Origin of the sequence: Pseudomonas putida, from assembly GCF_003228315.1 — a bacterium.
In the GTDB taxonomy this organism is placed as follows: Bacteria; Pseudomonadota; Gammaproteobacteria; order Pseudomonadales; family Pseudomonadaceae; genus Aquipseudomonas; species Aquipseudomonas putida_S.
Genome location: NZ_CP029693.1, coordinates 2,387,727 through 2,408,202 on the forward strand (window position 1 = coordinate 2,387,727; position 20,476 = coordinate 2,408,202).

At 61.9% G+C, this 20,476-nt stretch carries 9 protein-coding genes and 1 pseudogene; 6 read left to right on the top strand and 4 right to left on the bottom strand.

The features are described from left to right. Positions 1-957 carry a 2-hydroxyacid dehydrogenase gene (locus tag DKY63_RS10865; protein ID WP_110964094.1) on the top strand — a complete coding sequence of 319 codons (957 nt, stop codon included), beginning with the start codon at positions 1-3 and terminating at the stop codon, positions 955-957. Positions 958-1,037: 80 nt separating this feature from the next. Here the strand turns inward: DKY63_RS10865 and DKY63_RS10870 are convergent, their stop codons facing one another. Then, positions 1,038-1,976, bottom strand: coding sequence for a LysR substrate-binding domain-containing protein (locus DKY63_RS10870; protein WP_110964095.1), 939 nt, complete (start codon positions 1,974-1,976; stop codon positions 1,038-1,040). Positions 1,977-2,111: 135 nt separating this feature from the next. Between DKY63_RS10870 and DKY63_RS10875 the strand changes: the two genes are divergently transcribed. The 3 genes and pseudogenes from DKY63_RS10875 to DKY63_RS10885 all read left to right on the top strand — a co-directional run bounded on the left by DKY63_RS10875 (position 2,112) and on the right by DKY63_RS10885 (position 4,616). Next, on the top strand, positions 2,112-2,594 hold the full coding sequence (locus DKY63_RS10875; protein WP_110964096.1) for a nuclear transport factor 2 family protein: 483 nt from the start codon (positions 2,112-2,114) through the stop codon (positions 2,592-2,594). Between the two features lie 35 nt (positions 2,595-2,629). After that, positions 2,630-3,744: pseudogene (locus DKY63_RS10880) on the top strand (alkene reductase). Positions 3,745-3,932: 188 nt separating this feature from the next. After that, positions 3,933-4,616: a response regulator transcription factor gene (locus tag DKY63_RS10885; RefSeq protein WP_110964097.1), complete on the top strand. Its 684-nt coding sequence runs from the start codon at positions 3,933-3,935 to the stop codon at positions 4,614-4,616. On the opposite strand, the gene DKY63_RS10890 is transcribed toward DKY63_RS10885, so the two are convergent. After that, entirely contained in the window at positions 4,613-5,269 is a 657-nt protein-coding gene (locus DKY63_RS10890) for a Fe2+-dependent dioxygenase (RefSeq protein WP_110964098.1), read from the bottom strand. The genes DKY63_RS10885 and DKY63_RS10890 overlap by 4 nt on opposite strands. A 152-nt stretch (positions 5,270-5,421) precedes the next feature. On the opposite strand from DKY63_RS10890, the gene DKY63_RS10895 reads away from it, so the two are divergent. Next, the gene (locus DKY63_RS10895; protein WP_110967901.1) at positions 5,422-7,992 is read left to right on the top strand and encodes an autotransporter domain-containing protein; all 2,571 of its coding nucleotides are present in this window, start codon (positions 5,422-5,424) and stop codon (positions 7,990-7,992) included. Between the two features lie 149 nt (positions 7,993-8,141). Here the strand turns inward: DKY63_RS10895 and DKY63_RS10900 are convergent, their stop codons facing one another. Both DKY63_RS10900 and DKY63_RS10905 read right to left on the bottom strand, forming a co-directional pair. Beyond that, entirely contained in the window at positions 8,142-9,023 is an 882-nt protein-coding gene (locus DKY63_RS10900; protein ID WP_239499396.1) for an alpha/beta fold hydrolase, read from the bottom strand. A 134-nt stretch (positions 9,024-9,157) separates the two neighbouring features. After that, entirely contained in the window at positions 9,158-19,999 is a 10,842-nt protein-coding gene (locus tag DKY63_RS10905; RefSeq protein ID WP_110964099.1) for a peroxidase family protein, read from the bottom strand. Here DKY63_RS10905 and DKY63_RS10910 point away from each other — a divergent pair. Next, positions 19,983-20,468 (top strand): hypothetical protein, encoded by a 486-nt coding sequence (locus DKY63_RS10910; protein WP_162634895.1) that lies wholly within the window; start codon positions 19,983-19,985, stop codon positions 20,466-20,468. The two genes, DKY63_RS10905 and DKY63_RS10910, sit on opposite strands and share 17 nt — an antisense overlap. Positions 20,469-20,476: the final 8 nt, after the last annotated feature.

Sequence of the window (20,476 nt, forward strand, 5' to 3'; positions counted from 1 at the left end):
ATGAAGCCAGAAGTCTTGCAACTCAGCCCGATCCTGATCCCTGAAATCAATGCTCGGCTCAATGAGCTGTTTACGATCAGACGTTATTTCGAGCAGGCCGACAAAGCGGCTTATGTGCAGGAACACGGCGTCAACATTCGCGGCGTCATCACGGGTGGGCACACCGGGATCAGCCAGGCGCTCATGGCGCAACTGCCCAATCTGGAAGTGGTGGCGGTCAATGGGGTTGGCACCGATGCGGTCGACCTCGCTTATGCCAGGGATCGCGGGATCCGCGTGACCGCGACCATCGGTGCGCTGACTGAAGACGTCGCCGACCTGGCGATCGGGTTATTGATTGCCGTCTGCCGTGGGCTTTGCACCAGTGATCGTTATGTACGCTCGGGCCAGTGGCCCCACAGCGCGACACCGTTGGCTCCCTTGCCCTTGGCTCGTCAGGTCTCCGGCATGCGCATCGGCATCGTCGGTATGGGCCGGGTCGGCCGCGCGGTGGCGACCCGTGCTGCGGCGTTCGGTTGCCCGATCAGCTACACCGACCTGCAGCCAATGAGCGATGTGAACCACACGTTCATCGCCGATCTCCAGCAATTGGCTCGCGACAGTGATGCACTGATTCTCGCGGCCGCCGCTGACAAGGCTGAAGCCATTATCGATGCCGGGGTGCTGCAGGCCCTGGGCAAGGGTGGATACCTGATCAACGTGGCCCGAGGCAAACTCGTCAACGAAACCGATCTGGTTGCGGCACTCGCCAGCGGGGAAATCGCGGGCGCAGCGCTGGATGTGTTTGTCGATGAACCGAATGTCCCCCAGGCACTGTTCGACAATGAGCAAGTGGTACTGCAGCCGCACCGTGCCAGCGCGACGCTGCAGACCCGTACGCGCATGGGTGAAATGGTGGTGACGAGCCTGCTGGATAGCTTTGCCGGGAAGAAAACGCCGGGGTGTGTGACTGACTGAAGCGTCATCTGCGAGGGGGATAAATACCGCGCAAGGTTCTGTCGCGGTGCGGTGCTCGGCTGCCTGCGCTCGTCTTGACACTACGACAAGCGCAGGGTGTCAGACACGCCGAACAGGGCTGCTTTTTCTTCTGCCATGTTAAGCAACGCATCGACGACAATCCTCACTTTCGGCTGGATGTAACGCGTACGCGGCCAAATGACGTGTATGGGCATTGTTGCTCCTGCGTAGTTGTCCAGGACAGTGACCAATGCCCCGCTGCGCAGGTGTTCCGAAACCAGCCATGTCGGCAACTGACAAAGCCCGCAACCCTCCAGCGTCGCGCGCAACATCATTTCACCGTCGCCAAACTCATGCCGCACTCGTACCTCCTGCTCTTCTGTCCCGCCTTTTGAGTTCTTCATCAACCATGCCATGCGCAGCCCTTTGCGCCAGCCGATGATGCAGTCGCGCTCCAGCAAATCGGACTTGCGCAAAATCGGTGGGCATTGATTCAAGTAGTCGGGCGCCGCGCAGATCACCAGATGCTGGTCACCGAGTCGGCGCGCCACCAGCTCTGGATCATCCTTCAGATCTCCGATTCGAACCGCCAGATCGATGCCATCGCTGATCATATCGACCGTCCGCTCACCGAAGGTCAGCGTCAGATCAAGCTGCGAATATTTCCGTGCCAGGGAAATCAGCATCGGCGCGATGTGTCGTCGACCAAAAGCGGCAGGAAGATCGATTCGCAGGCGCCCCCTTGGCTCGGCACTCCCTGAAGAGAGACGGCTTTCAATGTCCGAAAGCTCATCCATCACCTGCAGACAACTGGCCAGATAAGCCTCCCCTTCACTGGTCAGGCTCAGCTTGCGCGTCGTGCGATGCAGCAGCTTGATACCCAGGCGCTTTTCCAGGCGGGTCACACTCTTGCCCACGGCGGAACTGGTGACGCCCAGCTGCAATGCCGCCGCCGTGAAACTCCCCAGCTGAGCCGCGAGTGTAAATTCGGGGATGCCATCAAATTGAAAAGAATCCATAACCGGTTCCGCTGAGGTAGACACTTGATTCTATCCCGGGAGGATCAACTGATTAAATTCTTCAGTGATTTTTAGAATTTTCAAGCTGAATTAGAGTGGACCTCACCTTTAAATGACCTGCCACTCGAGGCCACCTTGAACGCCGATTTGAACCGACTGCTCACGCTTGAAGCGATCAGAAACCTGCGCCTGCGCTATTGCCACCACCTCGACGCCAACCGGATGGATGCACTCGCACAGTTGTTTACCAAAGATGCCATTTGCCAGGTCGACCGCGGCTGCTGGAAGGGTCGTGAAGCCATCCAGAACGGGTTGACCCAAGCCTTCTCGGCATTCGATGTGCAGCAACGCGGGGGGTATCCGTTCATTCACGCGGTGTCGAACCACTGGATCGAGATCCTCGATGAGAACCGCGCCGAAGGTCGTTGCTACCTGATCGATTTCGCCACCCAAAGGGCTGCGGGCGAGAACCCGTTGCTGCTCCTGGGCCTGTATGCCGACGAATACCGGCGTGTGGACGGTCAATGGCTGATCAGCCGCACCCGTCTTGATGTCGTGTGGCCGGAACCCGATGTCGGCGGCGGCGATCCTGGCAACGGGATGGTTCTGCCCTGCTGATCCGCCTTCCCTCACCATCACCCACAGAGTTTCAGATGAACACATTATTCAAATCCTACGATCTGGCCGGCACCGAGTTGGCCAACCGCGTGGTCATGGCCCCCATGACCCGGGCAGAGCCCTTACCGACATTCCGGATGAACACACTGTTCTCTACTACTCCCAACGCGCCTCTGCCGGCCTGATCATCAGCGAAGGCATTCCGATTTCCCGCGAAGGTTGTGGCTACTTGTTCAACCCTGGTCTCTATACCGATCAACAAGCTCAAGCTTGGCGCCGTGTGACGGAGGCCGTCCACGCCAAAGACGGACGAATCTTCGCGCAGCTGTGGCATGTCGGGCGCGTGTCCCATGTATCAATTCAACCGGGCAATGGCGCGCCGGTGTCATCCGTCGCCAGCGTCGCCGCCAACTCAAACGCCTATGCGTGGGTTGAAAAAGACAAGCCCGGCCCCGTGCAAGCAAGCGCCTCCAGAGCATTGAGCGAGGCCGAGTTACATCGGGTCACCGCTGACTTTGTCAGCGCCGCGCGCCGAGCGATAGACGCGGGGTTTGATGGCATCGAATTGCACGGCGCCAATGGCTATCTGTTCGAACAATTCCTTAACGGCGCATTGAATGACCGCCAGGACGCTTACGGCGGCTCCATCGCCAATCGTCAACGTTTCCTGCTCGAAACGCTGGATGCCTTGGCCGCCGAAATCGGCAGTGCCCGGGTAGGCGTGCGCCTGTCGCCGTTTGGTCGCATGTTCGACATGCACCCCTATGCCGAAGAAACCGACACCTGGCTGAGCCTGGCGTCGGCACTCAATGATCGTGGCCTGGCGTACGTGCATTTGAGTGATCAACTCACGATTGGCGCAGAAGCTATTCCGGAGGGTTTCGCCATTCGTTTTCGCCAGGCTTATCAAGGCACTCTGATTGCTGCAGGAGGCTTTGATCGGGAGCTGGCAGAGGCGGCTCTGCAGGCGGGTGATCTGGATCTGATTGCCTTTGGTCGCCCCTTCATTGCCAACCCCGACCTCGTCGAACGGATGCGAAATGGCTGGCCAATCGCTGAGGGAGATCGATCTACGTTTTACGGCATCGACGGTAACCCAACCAAAGGCTATACCGACTATCCCGCCTACGTCGCAACGGTGGCGAACTAAATAATCCGGACGTTGGGGCAACTCACCTTGCAGTCTCCCCGACGTTCTATCCGCGTGCCCTGTCTGCTACGCAGAAGGGTGTCATCGTTCAAAAGAAAATCTCCAACACACATCACTCCGTCGGAAAACGCTCCAGCCTACGGGCAAAGGTCTCGCCGCCAATGATGGCCAATTGATACACTCGTACCATGACCCATCTGATCCTCCTCGAACAAGACCCCGTACAGGCCCTGGCACTCAGTGAGTTGCTCGGGCAAAACGGCTACATCACCACGACCGTGCACAGCCTGGCAGCGTTCGAGCAATGCTTCGACGCTCAGCTTCATCCCATGGCGATCGTTGATCCGAATTTGCCTGACGGGGACGGACTGAAGTTGATCCGCCGTTTGCGCCAGGCCGGGCAGCGGCTGGGCATCGTGGTCTTGAGCGAGCGGACCGACGTTTCCAGCAAAGTCGCGGCCTTGAGTCACGGCGCCGACCACTTCCTGGGCAAGGGTTGCGATCTGGATGAGTTGGTGGCGGTGCTGGAATCGCTGCGCTGGCGCTTGGATCTTGGCCGCAGCGAAGAGCGTTGGCTGCTCGAACCCGGGCCCCGGCGCTTGCAGGTTCCGGGTAGCGGGCCGGTGCGCCTGTCCCAGCAGGATCTGTTGGTCTTGCGCTGCCTGATGAGCCAGGCCGGCAGCAATGTCAGCCGTCAGAGTGTGATCGAGGCGCTGGACCAGGATTACCTGAGTTATGACCAGCGCCGCCTCGATTCGCAGATGCGCCGGCTGCGGCGCAATATCGAGGAATGTTCGGGCCAGACGCTGCCGATCAAGACCTTGCGCAACGTCGGTTTCTGTTTCTACGCCCCCGCCAGCATCCAGGCTTAATCGCCCCACATGCGCATCAGGCGCTGCACGCATTCGGTGGTTTGCAGCGCCAGCGCCTGGTATTGCGCGTCCTGGCTCAGGTGCTGGGGCACGGCGCTCAGTTTGCCGAGGATTTCCCGGTGTTCGGCGCTGCGGATGCGGCTCTGAATCCAGCCGGCCGCCGCGTGACGTACGCCCTGGGTCACCGGTCGTACTTCGTGCAGGCAGTCATTGGGATAAAGCAGCAGGCTCCCGGCGGCGAGCTTGAAGCTGAAATTCTGCGATTGATGGTTGATGACCAGTTCGCCGCCTTCATAACCGACCGGATCTTCCAGAAACAGCGTCCAGGAAATATCCGCACGCAGCTCCCCCATGAATGCACCGTCGACATGCAGGCCATAGGTCATGCCGGGCTCATAGCGGTTGATCAGCGGGCGTCCGACATGTCTGGGGATGGCGAAGGCCTGCAGCGCCGGTTGTTCCTGCAGTGCGCGGGTGATGCGCTCGAGCAGCGCGCCGTGCACCTGTTGATCCAGTTGCAAGTTGTGCTTGGCCTCGCGGGCCATGCCGTTGGCGGTGATCTTGCCGTCGCTGAAAGGCCCCTGGGCAATCGCCTGGCGGATGTCTGCCATTAATTGCGCTGGCAAGGCGTTCTCGATGATCAGGTAATGCACGTGTGGGCTCCCGGCGCAGGTTCGCGCGCATCCTACCAGCGGCCGGCAACGACCTGTACTGGCGCTCAGATTTGCTCAGTCTCGTTTGCTGACTCTTCGGTAGATTTGCGCGATCTGTCAAACAGGGCCCATAGAGGCCACGCGGGAGTGAAATGAACAAGGCTTTTCGTATTATCTGGAGCCACACGCGCCAAGCGTTCGTAGTGGTCGACGAACTGGCCGGCGCCTGTGGAAAACGCAGCGCCGGGCGTCTGTTGCTGGCCGGCGCGGGGGCTGGTTTGCTGACGGTGGCCACGCCGGCACTGGCGGTTGCACCCTGCTCCACCGTTACGGCGGGAGAGACCCGTACCACGACCTGTTCGCTTCCAGGCCCGGGCCTGACTGTCGCTTCGGGTGGGACGATCAATGTCAGTTCGGGCCCTGGCGTGAATATCATCTACATCGGCACCAACACCGGCCTGACCAACAGCGGCACCATCCATGGTACCGATGGCGTCAGCCTGTACACGGGCTCCATCGGTAGCGGTATCACCAACACCGCCGGCGGCACGATCTCGGGCAATAATTCGGGCAATGGTTCGGGCATCGTCGTCATGGAAGGTGGGAATGTTGGCGGCGGCATCAATAATGCCGGCAGCATCACCGGCGACTTCGGTATCCGGATGCTCCAGTCCGAGCTCGGCCCAGTCCCGACCATCAGCGGGCTGGACAATAGCGGCATCATCAGTGGTAACCAGGCGGGCTTCAGCGCCAACCAGTCCGTGATCAACGGCAATTTCATCAACCGCGCATCGGGTTCCATCACCGGTAACTCGGCGCTGACCCTGAGCGTCAGCTCGGTCGTCGGTGATATCCACAACAGCGGCACCCTCGCCGGTACGTCCAATGGCGTGAAGCTCAGCGGGTCCGCGGTCCACAACATCATCAACGACGCGGGTGCCACGATCAGCGCCAGCAACGGCCCCGCCATTCTGATCACCAACAGTTCGGACATCACCTCCATCGTCAACAGCGGCACTATCAGCGGCAGTACCTATGCCATCGATGCCGGCAACAACGTCGAAGGCGGGTTGAGCACAATCTTCATCGACGGCAACGACACTGCCCGCTTTGTCGGCGCGGTCAAAGCCCCGGACACCGATGTGGTTCTGCGCCAGAACGCCACCTACACCCTGCGCGGTGGCGAAGCCTTCACCATCGACACCTTCCACAACGACGGCGTGCTCGGCGTGGCGGCCAATGCCGGCACCACGGCGACCATTCACGGCAACTACATCCAGGGTGGCGCGGGTGCGTTGAAAATCGGCGCGACCGGCGACGCCTCCTACGGCAAGCTGGTGGTGGACGGGACCGCGACGCTGTCTGACGATGCCCGCATCATCGTCGACGTCACCCCGGCCGATACCCGCTTCAACACCTCGCGACTGGCCAACGTCTTGAGCGCCGGGACGCTGAACAGCAACGGCACCTTCGCCGTCAGCGACAACTCGTTGCTGTTCGACTTCGGCGCGGTGAAAAACGGCAACGCCGTCGACCTGACCTTGGTCGCGGCGGCTGTAACCCCGCCGGTTGTCGTGACTCCACCGGATGTCGAGCCGCCGGCAAGCGGCCCGAGTGCCGAACAAGTGGTCAATCACCTGGGCAACACCCCGGCCCGCCCGGCAGCCCGTGCACTGGACCAGGCTTTCGCACAGAACCCGTCCGGCGAACTGGCCAGCCATTTCGTCAGCCTGACCACCGAACAGCAAGTGTCCGATGCGGTGACGCAGAGCCTGCCGCTGCTGACCGGTGGCATCAACAGCGCCACCAGCAGCACTCTGTCGGGAATCAACCGGGTGATCCAGGCTCGTCAGGGCAGCAACAGCGGTCTGTCTTCCGGTGACGAGCCGGTCGCGCAGGACAACGCGTGGATCAAGACCTTCGGCTCCTGGGCTGATCAAAACGACCGCAGCGGGGTCTCCGGTTTCGACGCCGACACCCAGGGCCTGGCCATTGGTGTCGATGGTGCATTTACCGAGCAGACGCGCCTGGGCATCGCCTTTGCCTACGCGAAAACCAACGTCGACAGTGACTCGCGCATCGCTCCACAGGACGCGCAGATCGATACCTTCCAGTTGATCGGCTACGGCAGCTACGCCCTGACCCCGGACACCGAGCTGAACTTCCAGGTCGATGCCGGCCAGAACCGCAACGAAGGCAAGCGTCACATGCCCTTCGCCGACGCGACCGCCAAGGCTGACTACGACAGCTACAGCGCCCACGCCGGCGTAGGCCTGGGGCACACGCTGCGCTTCTCAGAGACGGTGACGTTCGTGCCGTCGGTACGTGCCGACTACACCTGGATCGGCGACGAGGCCTACCACGAGAAAGGTGCTGGCGCGCTGAACCTGGACGTGGACAGCCGTGATGCCGAGGAGCTGATCTTCAGTGTCGATGGCAAGCTCAATTACAACCTGAGCAGCCACACCGTCCTGAGTGCCAACCTGGGTGCCGGTTACGACGTGATCAACGAGCAGACGTCGATTTCGTCCGCCTACGCCGGCTCTCCAACCGGGGTATTCACCACCCGAGGCCTGGATCCGAGCCCGTGGCTGGGACGCGCCGGCCTGGGCCTGAGCCATACCCTGGACAACGGCACCGAAGTCAGCCTGCGCTACGACGCCGAGTCGCGCAGCGATTACCTCAATCAGGGCGCGTCGATCAAGGCGCGTTGGGCGTTCTAAAACCTTGCCTGGATAGCCCGGCATGGATGTCGGGTTGTCGCACACCTTGTAGGAGCAAAGCTTGCTCGCGATGGCGGTGTATCAGGCAGCACTTGATTGGCTGATCTGTCGTCATCGCGAGCAAGCTTTGCTCCTACAGGGGTATGTGTTTATTGGAGTTTTGGCCAAAGCTGCGGCCAGTCCTGCGCCCAGCAGCATGAGTGGGTGTAGCCGGGGATGATTCTGACGCTGACCGGGCTTGCCTTGGGGTAGGCGGCGACGAAGCGCGTCGTCAACGCCGGGGGGATCACGCTGTCGTTTGCGCCGCTCAGGTGCAGTTGCGGGATCCTGGCCAATTTCTCCAATTGATCGACCGGGTTGAGGGAGCCGTCCAGCGTGCTGACGTGGTGATATTCGGTCCACGCCGCCGGGTCGAGATTGCCGGCCACGGTGATGATGTTTCGCACGTCGTCGCGCCGCGCGGCGAGCAACAGCGCCAACGCACCTCCGCCGGAATAGCCGACAAAAGTCAGGTGCCGTGCACCGGCCTGTGCTTTCAACTTGTCCACAGCCTGATCGAGACTGGCGACCACCTCTTCGGCGAAACGCGCCTTCGTCCAATAACGTTGGTGACAGTGGTCCGGATCTGCAACGTACTGACAGGGCCGCGCCAGGTAGGTCGCGTTCCCCGACGGTTGTGCCAGGGCCATGCGCAAGGCAACCGGGTTCACCGGTGTCGGATCGCTGGACGGCTGGCTGCCGTTGACCCAGGCAAAACCATCGCCTTCGAGATACACCGTCAGGTGCTCGCCTTTATCAAAGGTATCGGGAATGAACGCTTGCAGGTTGAACGTTGAGGTCGCGATATCTATGCCGTGCCAATGCCGTGCGCCCACCTGCGCAACAGCCGCCTGACGGCGCTCCCCTGGAGTCGGGACAGACACGCAGGCCGCCAGCAACAGCATGGCCGCAGCACACAGCGCGCGGGGCGCATGACGCCGGAGCATCGGCAATGTCCGGCTGAGAAGCGGGCTGGAGAAAGGGTCGGACATGCCTGAAGTCTGTGTCTGTTCGGAAGCCGACACTATCTATCGTTGCGCTCTTTTGAATGCAAGAAAAAAAGGGAGGGCATCCAATGCCCTCCCCCCTTCTTCACACATCTGTTGCGACAGTGCTGGTCAGGTCCTCACGTTGCCAGGATGAAGTCCGTGGCATTCACGGTTGTGGCATCGCCCACACCGACCAAACGGATGGTGTCCGTCGCTCCCGCGAAGCCGATCAAGGTATCGGCACCGACGTCGGTGATGGTGACGTTGGCCGCGAAGGTCGCCGCGGTGATGTTGAGCCCGGTGATGTCGAGGCGATCCTGGCCTCCTGCCGGGTTGGCGTCGAAGCCGATCAGTTGATCGGTGCCGAAGCCCGCCGAGAACACGAAGATATCGTTGCCGGTGCTGGCAACCATCGTGTCGTTCCCGGCACCACCGGTGACTCTATCGTTACCGGCTCCGCCGTCGATGAAGTCATTGCCGATGCCACCCAGCAAGGTGTCGTCGCCGACGCCGCCGAGCAACGTATCGTTGCCGGCCCCGCCGTCGAGCAGATCGACACCGGCACCACCATCCAGGTTGTCATTACCCAGACCGCCCAGCAGCGTGTCGTTGCCGGCATCACCGTTCAAGGCATCGTCCCCGTCACCGCCGTCGAGGCTGTCATCGCCCGCGCCGCCGTTCAGGGTATCCAGGCCAAGACCACCCAACAGCTGGTCGCTGCCGCCGTCGCCGTTGAGGGTGTCGTTGCCGCCATTGCCGGTGAGGATGTCGTCGCCGCCACCGCCACTGAGGTTGTCATTGCCAGCCCCTGAGGTGATGACGTTGTTCAACCCGTTGCCGCTGCCGACGAAGTTGCCGGCGCCGGTGTAGGTCAGGTTCTCGACATTCGCGGTCAGCGAGTAATTGCCCAGCGTCGTCTGCACGGTATCGGTACCGTTATTCGCCGATTCGACCACCACATCGGCGGCGTTGTCGACGACGTAGGTATCGTTGCCGGCCAGGCCCACCATCCGGTCGGCACCCGCGCCGCCGTTGAGCAGGTCGTTGCCGACCCCGCCGGTGAGGGTGTTGGCCAGCGCATTACCGGTGCCGGTGAAATTGCCGGTGCCGGTATAGGTCAGGTTCTCGACGTTGGCACCGAGCAGGTAGCTCGTCAGGCTGGTTTCCACCAGATCGGTACCGCCATTGAGCGCCTCGACAACCGTGTCACCGACGTTGTCGACCACGAAGGTGTCGTTGCCGGCACCGCCGTTCATGGCATCCGCGCCAAGCCCGCCGTTGAGGGTGTCGTTGCCATCCTCGCCATTGAGGATGTCGTTGTCGTCGCCACCGTTGAGGGTGTCGGCGCCGGCACCACCAAACAGTTGGTCACTGCCGGCCAGTCCATTGAGCACGTCGTTGCCACCCAGGCCATTGAGTATGTCGTTGCCACCGCCACCCGTGAGGGTGTTGGCCCCATTGGTGCCGGTCAGGATCACACCGGCCGGTACCACGACCGCCGCCGTTGCCGCCGAGGTCAGTGTTTCCAGGGTGCCGAAGCCGTCGGTGTAGCGCACGATCACCCGCAGTTGCTGGTTACCCTGCGCCGAACCCGGGGTGAAGGTCGCATTGGTGGCGCCAGTGATGTTGGTGAAGGTGCCGCCGGTGCCTTGCTGCCATTGGTAGCTGAAGGTTCCGAGGCCATCGACATCGGCAATGCCAGTGGTCACGGCGGTCAGTACCTGGCCTTGATCCGGCGTGGTATCGCTGATCAGCGGCAGGCCTGTTGGCGCATCGTTGACGTTGGCCACCGGATTGGTTGCATCCGATGGAACGCTTTCATGCACGCCAAAGTTATCCACATAGCTGACCACCACCCGCACCTGCGTACCGACCTGAGCCTGGCCCAGCGTGAGCGTGGTACCGGTGGCACCGGGGATGTTGACGAACGTCACCCCGTTGGTCATCTGCCACTGGAAGGTGAACTGCGGATTACTCAGGCCATCGACGTCGACGATGGTGGCCGGGTTAACGGTCAACACCTGGTTCTGCGCCGCCAGTCCCGTTACGGTTGGTGGTGCGGACGCCGCGCTGTTGGGCCTGGAGTCAACGATCTCCAGCGTGCCCTTGGCATCCTGATACACCGCGCGCACGCGGATGTTCAGGCCCGCCACATCATCTGCCACCCGGTAGGTGGTGCCGATCGCCCGTGAGACCTCGCCAGCGGCGATGAAGGTGATGTCTTCGTAGACCCCGGTACCGGGGATGTTTTCCACCTGCCAGTAGTAGGCCACGGGACCGGTCACCGCACCGGTCGGATTGGCCGCCGTGACGTTGTCCGCGTCATGCACCGCCAGATTGCTGACCCGCAACAGCTGGCCGGCGACCGGCGTATCGTCGCGCACGCCGGTGGCATCATCGAGGATCGCCAAGTTACCGGTCGGGCCGGCGTTGACGGCGGTGCCGACGCCAGAGGCCACCGCACGGTCGGCGAATTGCAGCCGTTCGACGCCCGTCAGGCGATCCGTGCCATCGCGTCCGACTATGTTGTCGGTGACGATGACCGTGTTGCCCTGCAGGGTAACGGTGTAGTCATCCCTGTTACCGGAGAACAACGCCGTGTCGTAGCGGTCGTTACCGGTCAGGATCTCCCGCACGATCACCAGTTGGCCAGGGTTGTAGGTGCCGTTGAGCATCAGCGGCACCATCGGCTCCATGCTGTTGAACGAGGCGATTTCCGGACCGGTGCCATCGATGTTCTGCCGCACGCTGATTCGCACGTTCAGCCACTTGTCACCGTCGATGATGTCGTCACCGCCGCGACCTTCGATCAGGTCGCTGCCGCTGCCACCGAGGATGATGTTGCCACCGTCGTAGAACGTCGCGCCGGCAGGCAGCAGGTTCGACAGGCCGTTGATCAGGCTGATGTTGGTCAGCACACTGCCGGTGGCACCCGCGGTAGGCAACGACGTTGCATCTTCGTTGTCGCCACGCAGGAAGTCACCGTGGGCCGATCCCGACAAGCCTTCCATGATGTCGAACCGCACCAGCGCCGAAGCGCCTGAACCGGGCACCTTCGGTACGTCGAAGAAGCGGTCGGTGTAGTCGATGGTCACGCCCTGGGCGAGGTCCTTGAAGGTCGCCCAGTCATAGCCGGAGCCGCCGATATAGCGGTCACCGAAGCCGAGGCTGCCGACCATGATGTCGTCGCCGCCTTCACCGTTGAACTTGTCGTTCTCGTTGCCGCCGATGAAGACATCGTTGCCGATGATCGGGTCGTTGCCCAACGGATCGAAGTTGTCGCCAGGAGCACCGTCAGAGGTGCCCTTCTCGATCCAGTCGTCGCCTTCGTTACCCATGTCCTGTTCGTTGGCCTTGCTGCCCAGGATGAAGTCATTGCCCTGGCCGCCAATGGCTTCGGAGGCGTCCTCACCGGTGACGATGAAGTCGTTGCCGAACCCGCCAATGATCAGGTTGATGCCGTTGCCGCCGTGCAGCACGTCGTTGCCGTCGCCGCCCTGGATATTATCGTCGCCACCCTTGTCGGTGATGATGTCGTCGCCGGCACCGCCACGCAGCTGGTCGTTGCCGTCACCGCCTTCGATGCGATCGTTGCCGGCATCGCCCCACACCGTGTCGTCGCCTCCACCGGAGACGAGGATGTCGGCACCGTTGGTGCCGCCCAGCACGATGTGCTCATCGCCCGTGTACTGGATGTAGTTGGTGTCCGGCCCTGCGGTCAGCGGGTTGTTGCGGATCACGCCAGTCGGATCGGCGTTGCCCAGGTCTTCGTTGAACTGCTTGCTCTGGTCCACTTCCAGATAGAACGCCGGATCCGAGAACACCAGGCCCGGCAAGTGGGTGGCCGAGGTGTTGGCCATGATCAGCTTGGCGAACGAGTTGCTTTCCAGTTCGGCATTGATCGACAGGCCGGCGGTACGTTCCAGATAGTAGAAGCGGTCGCCGTCCTGCAGTTTTTCCAGCTGGTTCTCGAACACGAAGTTGAAGGTCGTGCCGAGCATGCCGCCGAACGGGGTTTTCTCTTCGGCCAGGCCACCGATCCACATGTCGATGGCATCGACACCGGTGATCGTCACACCCTTGAGGTCGTCGGCCGTTCCCAGCACACCATCCTTGCCGGCCCGGGTCACGTTGGCCCAGGCGCCAGTGCCATTGAGGAAGTCCAGGCGATCGGCCGGTTCATTGACGCCACCATCACCAAACACCAGCATGATCGCGGCAGCACGTTTGCCTTCCAGCGTGGTCGCCCCGGTGATGGTGCTGTGTGTGCCGTAGGCCGCGATGAAGTTGATCAACGACTCCGGATGCTTGAGGTGCTGCACCAGGTCCACCCAACTGGTGTACGGCTTGAGTTGGGTATCACCGGTCTGGCCGTAGATGTCGCGGCGGAACGCGTTGAGCGAAGGAATCCCCACGTCGCGGCCACGGGCGATGTTGATCGCCGGCAGATCCAGTGGCAGGCCCAACAGGTTGTTGCGCAGTGCCTCGGTGACGAACTCGTCGATTTCGTTACCGGCCTGGCGCGTCACCCCGCGCACGATGGCACTGGTCGCGTCCTCTGGCGTCACGCCACTGGCGGCATACGCCAGCGGGTTGAGGAACGCCGCGATCAAGCCCAGCTGCTGATCGGGATCGGCGCTGTTCGGATCGCCTATGGTGTTGAAGTTGATGTCGAAGCGATCGACGGTCTCGGTCAGCATCGAGTGGCCAAACCGGTACACGGTATGGGCGAACTCGGCGACGATCGAGGCATCGAGGTCGACGTCATAGACCTGGGTCGGTGCGAAGAACAGGTCGACGTTGGGCTGGATGGTCCGCGCAAACTCCTCGAACACCAGGTGTTGGTACTGCATCTCGGTGCCGAACTTGGCGGCCTGGAACAAGCGCTCGCCATTCCACACCAGCGCATCGATATCGGCCTGGGTGACCGGCAACGAAGTCACCGGATTGAGCAGCCACTCATTGAGGAAGACCAGGTCGTGCGAATCGAGCACGGTGTCCTTCGTCTGAGCGACCAGCCGGTTGTGCTCGGAGTGGAAGATCGCATGCACCGCGGTCAGGCCGATGTTCTCGTTGACCCGGCCGTCGCCGGCGATGTAGTGCGCGTCGAGCAGTTCGTTGTCGTACGTTGTGTTGTTCCCGGTCGGGCCAACCGGCTGATCATTGCCAACTTCAGTGTCGCCATCGGGCCGCAGAAGCCCGCCGGAGATGACCGGCACGGCGTTGTGGGCGATGTCGTTGAGGAAGGCATGACCGGTGCGCATTGCATTGGTGAGGTTGACCGGATTGTTTGGATTGCCTTCGACCAGGGTCGTGCCGTCGTCGGCGGTGCCGAAAATGCCGTCTATCCCGACGGTGCGCATGACAACTTGCGGGAAGCCGTTCGGCCCTTTGAGGAAGTTGCCATAGGCGTCAGTCGCCAGCAGCGGACCGCTATCGATATCGGCGTCGGTGAGGTTGATGCCGAGAACGTCACGAGCCTGCGCCTTGACCACTTTCCAGGTGGCCATGCCGCCGATTTCGGTGTCATCCCCGGTACCAAACTTGCCATCGCCCCCCAGGTCACGGTTGGTGATCAGATTACCAGTCGCTATAGGGCCGTGTTCGCCCATCACGTATCCGCGCAAGAACACCTGATGCGACGGATGCGAGCTGTAGGTCTGGTTCTGGTCCACGAACGGCGTGGTGGTGTTGGTGTGCTCATGGATGTCGTCGGCCGTGCCGAGAACGCCGTCGGGCCCTGGCTGGTTGGTCGCGCGGGTCAACACCATGAAGTTGGCGTTGCCACCTGGCACATACAACGGATCATCCGGTTGCAGCGGGATGAAGATGGTGCCAGAGCCGCCTTTGGTGACCAGGTCCAGACCATGATCGAAGAACTGCCCGAAGAAGGTCATCCAGGCGTTGAACGGTGCGGACAGCCCCGCATCCGCCGTGGTGTTCTCGAACAGGTACACGTCGCGGTCGTCGGCGGTGCCGAACTGACCATCAAGGCCTGGGCTGGCGACGATCCGTACGCCGTCCTTGAGCACGTCGTCGTTACCCGGTTGCCCGGCCGGTATGCCGAAGTTGAGCACCCCGTCCGCACCCGGGTCATAAGCCGTGGCATAGGCTGCCGGGTTGTGCGAGGTCTGGTCGACGATCAGGTTGCTGATGGTGCGTGGCTGCGAATCGAACACACTGCCACTGGTCTGTTGATAAGACGATCCCGGTATCGCAGGTGAACCTGGGCCGAAGAAGCCCGCAGGCGCACCCTCCGCCGGATTGAAGACCGGATCGCTGATGCGCGGGAAGACGTTGTCGGCGGCACCGAACTCGGTGTGGTTGTTGCCGTTGAGGTTCATCAGGTTGTTGTTCGACCCATCCACCGTGCGCAGGCCCAGCGGCGCGCGGATGTTCGGGATCAACGAGAGGATGTCCGCACCCGCCGCATCCGCCTCGGCAATCTTGATCTGGTCGAGGATGAAGTTGAGGTCGGAGCGCACCATGTGCAGCCCCGCGCCACCTGCACTGGCGTCGACCACCGGTGTCGGTGCCGTTGGCACGACCGGTGCGCCGGGTGCTACCACGGCAGTCGGTTGAGAGAACACCACTTCAGTGGTGCCATGGGCATCCTGATAGATCGCCTTGACCCGCAGCGACAACCCGGCGAGATCAGGAGAGACCTTGAACGACGTGCCGTCGGCGCTCTGGAACGCCAGGTCACCGGCCGGCAGCAGGATGATGTCTTCGAACACGCCACTGCCCGGGTTGGCCTCGAACTGCCAGTAGTAGGACACCGACGAGTTGTTGAGATTGCCCGTTGGATTGCCTACCCCGACGTTGTTGCCATCGGTCACCCCGGCGACGCTGACGGTCAGCATGTCGCCCACCGTTATCGGACTGGCCGGGGTTGAATCGGTGATGGTCGGTCTGCCAACCGGTTGCTGATTCAGCCCTTCAATCAGTACTCGCTGGCCATCGGCGAATTGCAGGCGTTCGATATGCAGCAGGGTATCGGTGCCGTCGCGACCGGCAACGGTATCTGCCACCGTCCACACATCGTCCGTCACATCATTGAGCGTACCGCGGTTGTCACGCGTCACCACATATTCGGCCTGAGCCCCGGAGAAAATCGCGGTGTCAAAGGCCGCCCCGCCTGTCGAGGTGCCGGGCAGGATTTCCCGCACGGCCTTGAGCTGACCGGGGTTATAGGTGCCGTTGAGCATGAGCGAGATCATGCTTTCCATGCTGTCGAACGAGGCGATCTCGGGACCTGTATGGTTGACATCGCCAGGTGCATAGACCGCAATCCTGACGTTGAGCCACTTGTCGCCGTCGATCAGGTCATCGCCACCACGACCCTCGATCAGGTCGCTACCATTGCCACCGAGCAGAATGTTGCCCGTGGCAAAACCGGTGGTGGGCAAACCGGCATCGGCCAGCAACTGTTGCAGGCCGCGAATCAACGCCACATTGGTCAGCGCACTGCCCGTGGCGCCGCCGTGGTTGAGGATGGTGACCGCATCGACATCATCGCCCTTGAGCACGTCGGCGAATTTCGAACCGGACACCCCTTCGACCTCGGCAAAGCGGTCGAGGATCGAGGCCGGCGAGGCGCCGACCGGATTGAACACCCCGGCGTTCTGGTTTGGCGCGTTGCCGTGTGGCTGGGCCAGCGCGGCCAGGCTCAGGTCGACGGTCACGCCGACCTTGTCATTTTTGTAGGTCACCCAGTCGTAACCGGACATGCCGTCCATCTTGTCCTGGGCATCGCTGCCGACAAAGATGTCGTCGCCACCCTCGCCGATCATTTCGTCGAAGCCACCACCGCCGACGAAGATGTCGTTGCCGATCACGTCGTCAGTGAGCAAGGGCGCGGCGTTATCGCCAGGTGCACCGTCCTGGGTGCCTTTCTCGATCCAGTCGTCACCTTCGTTACCGGTCGGTGGCAGGTTGGTCTTGGCACCGAGGATGAAGTCGTCACCCTTGCCACCGAAGGTGGTGGTGATGTCTTCGGTGGTGACGATGAAGTCCTGGCCGTCGCCACCGAGGATCAGGTTGCCCGCCGCCAGCATGCTGCCGGCGATGATCACGTCGTTGCCGGCATTGCCTTCCAGGCGGTTGTCGCCGAACGCGTCGGTGATGATGTCATCGCCGTCGCCGCCCAGTACCGCATCGTTACCCGCACCGCCTTCGAGGCGGTCGTTGCCGGCGTCGCCATACAGCGTGTCATCGCCGTCGCCGGAAATGATGATGTCATTGCCGGCGGTGCCGCCGAGCACCACATGGTCTTCCCCGGTGTAGTGCAGGAAGTTGGTATCGGCACCGGGGGTGTCGGGGTTGTCGCGGATCACCAGCGGCACGATTTCCACGCCGTTGATTTCCAGGCCGCCCGTTGGATCGGCGCGACCGTCGGCGCCCAGGCCGGTGAACTGTTTGGTCGGGTCCACTTCAAGGGTGAAGGTCGGTGTCAGGAACACGGTGTTCGACAGGTGGACCACGTCGGTGTTGAGCATGATCAACTTGGCGAAGGAGTTGTTCTCCAGCTCGGCGCCGAAGTCCAGGCCCGCGGTACGGGACAGGTAGTAGAACCGGTCGCCGTTCTGCAGCGCCTCCATCTGGGTTTCGAACACGAAGTTGAAGGTCGAACCGAGCATGCCGCCGAACGGCATTTTTTCCTCGGCCAGGCCACCGACCCACAAGTCGATATCGTCGACGCCGGTGGTGGTGATGCCACCGACCATAGCGTAGGTGCCCGTACTGTTGAGGAAGGCCAGGCGATCCGCGGTATCGGCGGTGAAGATTCGCTCGTTGGCCGTCCCGGCATTGATCACCGCACTGCCGCCCAGCACCAGGGCTGCGGCCACTGCTCGCCGCTCGGCGACAGTATCGATATCAGCCGCGGTCAATGCCCCGTGTTTGCCATAGGCGGCGATGAAGTTGATCAGCGACTCGGGGTGCTTGAGGTGTTCCGCCAGGTCAACCCAGCTGATGTAGGGCTTGAGTTGGCTGTCGCCGGTCGCCGCATAGAACTCACGGCGCGCCTCGTTCAACGTCGGGATGCCGGTGTCGCGACCACGGGCCAGGTTCAGGGCCGGCAGGTCCAGGGGCAGGCCGAGCAGGTTGTTGCGCAGTGCCTCGGTGACGAACTCGTCGATCTCGTTGCCGACCTGACGGGTCGCACCGCGAATGATGGCTCCGGCGGCTTCGTCCGCGGTCGCCCCGCTGCCAGCGAACGCCAACGGGTTGAGGAAGGCGGCGATCAGGCCCAGCTGCGAATCGGGGTTGTTCGGATCGGTGAGCAGCGGGTTGAACTCGGGGTCGAAGCGATCGACGGTCTCGGTCAGCATCGAGTGACCGAAGCGGTACACCACGTGGGCGAACTCGGCGAGGATGGCCGGATTGATCGAGGTGTCATAGCCGTTGGGCGCAAGGAACTCGTCGATCTGCGGTTGGATGGTGCGACCGAACTCTTCGAACACCAGGTGCTGGTACTGCATCTCGGTGCCGAACTTGGCGGCCTGGAACAGGCGTTCGCCGTCCCAATTCAGCGCGGCGATGCCGGCGGGTGTCGTTGGAATGGCGGTGACATCGTCGATCAGCCATTCATTGAGGAAGGCCACGTCGCCGGCAGCCAGCAGGGTGTCCTTGGTTTGCTGGACCAGGCGGTTGTGCTCGGAATGGAACACGTGGTGCACGGTGGTCAGGCCGATGTTTTCGTTGGCCCGGCCGTCACCGGCAATGTAGTGGGCGTCGAGCAGTTCGTTGTCATAGGTCAGGTTATTGCCCGCCCCATCAGTATCCTGGCTATTGCCGACCAGCGCATCGCCATCCGCCTGCAGGACCCCACCAACGATGACCGGTGCGGCATTGTGGGCAATATCGTCGAGGAAGCCATGCCCGGTGCTCACGGCGTTGGCCAGGCTGATCGGTGCGAGCAGGTTGCCTTCGACGAGGAAGTCATCCGCGGTGCCGCCGATACCGTCCGCGCCTTTCATCACCACCTGCGGCATACCGCCGGGGCCGCGGATGAAGTTGCCGTACTCGTCGGTGGCCAGCAATGGCACGTTATGCACATCGGCGTCGGTCAGGTTGATACCCAAAATGTCCCGGGCCTGCGCCTTGACCACGGCCCAGGTGGCCATGCCGCCATTTTCGCCGTCGCCATCATCGGCCGTGCCGAACTTACCGTCGGGCCCTAGATCGCGGTTGGTAATCAGGCGCCCGGTTGCAACGGGATCGCCTGCCGCGTTGAGCACGTACTCGCGCAGGAATACCTGATGCGAGGGGTGCGAGCTGTAGGTCTGGCTCTGGTCCACGAAAGGCGAGGTGGTGTTTGTTTGCCCACGAATGTCGTCGGCCGTGCCGACAACGCCATCCGCTCCCGGCAAGTTGGTCGCGCGTGACAGCACCATGAAGTTGGTCGGACTGCCCGGCACGAACAACGGATCGTCCGGCTGCAGCGGAACGAACACGATGGCGGTGGCGCTCTTGGTGACCAGGTCCAGGCCGTGGTCGAAGAACTGGCCGAAGAAGGTCATCCACGAGTTGAAGCTGGCGGTCAGGCCGACGTCCGGCGACTGGTTGGGGATCAGGAACACCGGTTTGTCGTCAGCGGTGCCGAACACACCATCCAGGCCCGGGCTCATCACCGCGGGAGCGCCGCCGTTGGCCGCGACGGCTGCCGGGTTATTGGCGGTCTGGTCGACGATCAGGTTACTGATGATCCGTGGCATCGGGTCGACGACGTTGCCGGTCCCCGCATAGGCCGCGTTCTGGTACTGCGGATCGAGCAGGCGCAGGAAGGAGTTGTCCGAGGCGCCAAACTCGCTTTGCCCGTTGACCAGGTTGTTGTAGCTGCCATCAACCGTCCGAAGGCCCCATGGCACCTGACTGTTGGGCAGCAGATCAGTGAGGTCTTCGCCTCGGGCATGTGCCTCCGCGATGAAGATCTGCTTGAGGATGAATTCAAGGTCCGCCTTGCTGAAGTTGGCCATTTTGCTTGCCCTCGCTGTATCCGGAAAAAGGTCAAGGGACGAAAAAACGTCCCGTGCCCGGTCGGTGCCGGCTTGTTTTATTGTCGTGATCAATTTTCAGGCGACAGCTGTCGCGGGAAAGCCCTTGATGGACACCCGGAATACACGCCTGGAATTCGTGAAAAAGAAGCGTTCGCTGAGCGATCAGGCGCAGCGAACCCGAGCCCTGGGCGGGCCATGGAAACGGGAAGTAAAGGCGAACCTGCTGAAAAGCCCCTTCACTCTGCGAACGAACGAAATGATCGACATGTTCTGCTCCCGCGGAAAAATCACCTCGCCTTGCATTGCCAAACAGATGACAGGCTTCGGGCGGATGGCTCTCCCAACACCTAAGACTAAAGTTCTATACGAAAAGCTTGTCAATTCCATGACGCAAAAACTGACGACCGGCATCAAACCAGCCAACTGGCTGTTTTTGAAAGACATATAGAAAGTTGA

Excerpts from the sequence above, each read along its gene's own strand:
- DKY63_RS10865 (WP_110964094.1), top strand. The coding sequence starts at position 1 with ATGAAGCCAGAAGTCTTGCAACTCAGCCCGATCCTGATCCCTGAAATC.
- DKY63_RS10870 (WP_110964095.1), bottom strand. The coding sequence starts at position 1,976 with ATGGATTCTTTTCAATTTGATGGCATCCCCGAATTTACACTCGCGGCT.
- DKY63_RS10885 (WP_110964097.1), top strand. The coding sequence starts at position 3,933 with ATGACCCATCTGATCCTCCTCGAACAAGACCCCGTACAGGCCCTGGCA.
- DKY63_RS10895 (WP_110967901.1), top strand. The coding sequence starts at position 5,422 with ATGAACAAGGCTTTTCGTATTATCTGGAGCCACACGCGCCAAGCGTTC.
- DKY63_RS10900 (WP_239499396.1), bottom strand. The coding sequence starts at position 9,023 with ATGTCCGACCCTTTCTCCAGCCCGCTTCTCAGCCGGACATTGCCGATG.
- DKY63_RS10905 (WP_110964099.1), bottom strand. The coding sequence starts at position 19,999 with ATGGCCAACTTCAGCAAGGCGGACCTTGAATTCATCCTCAAGCAGATC.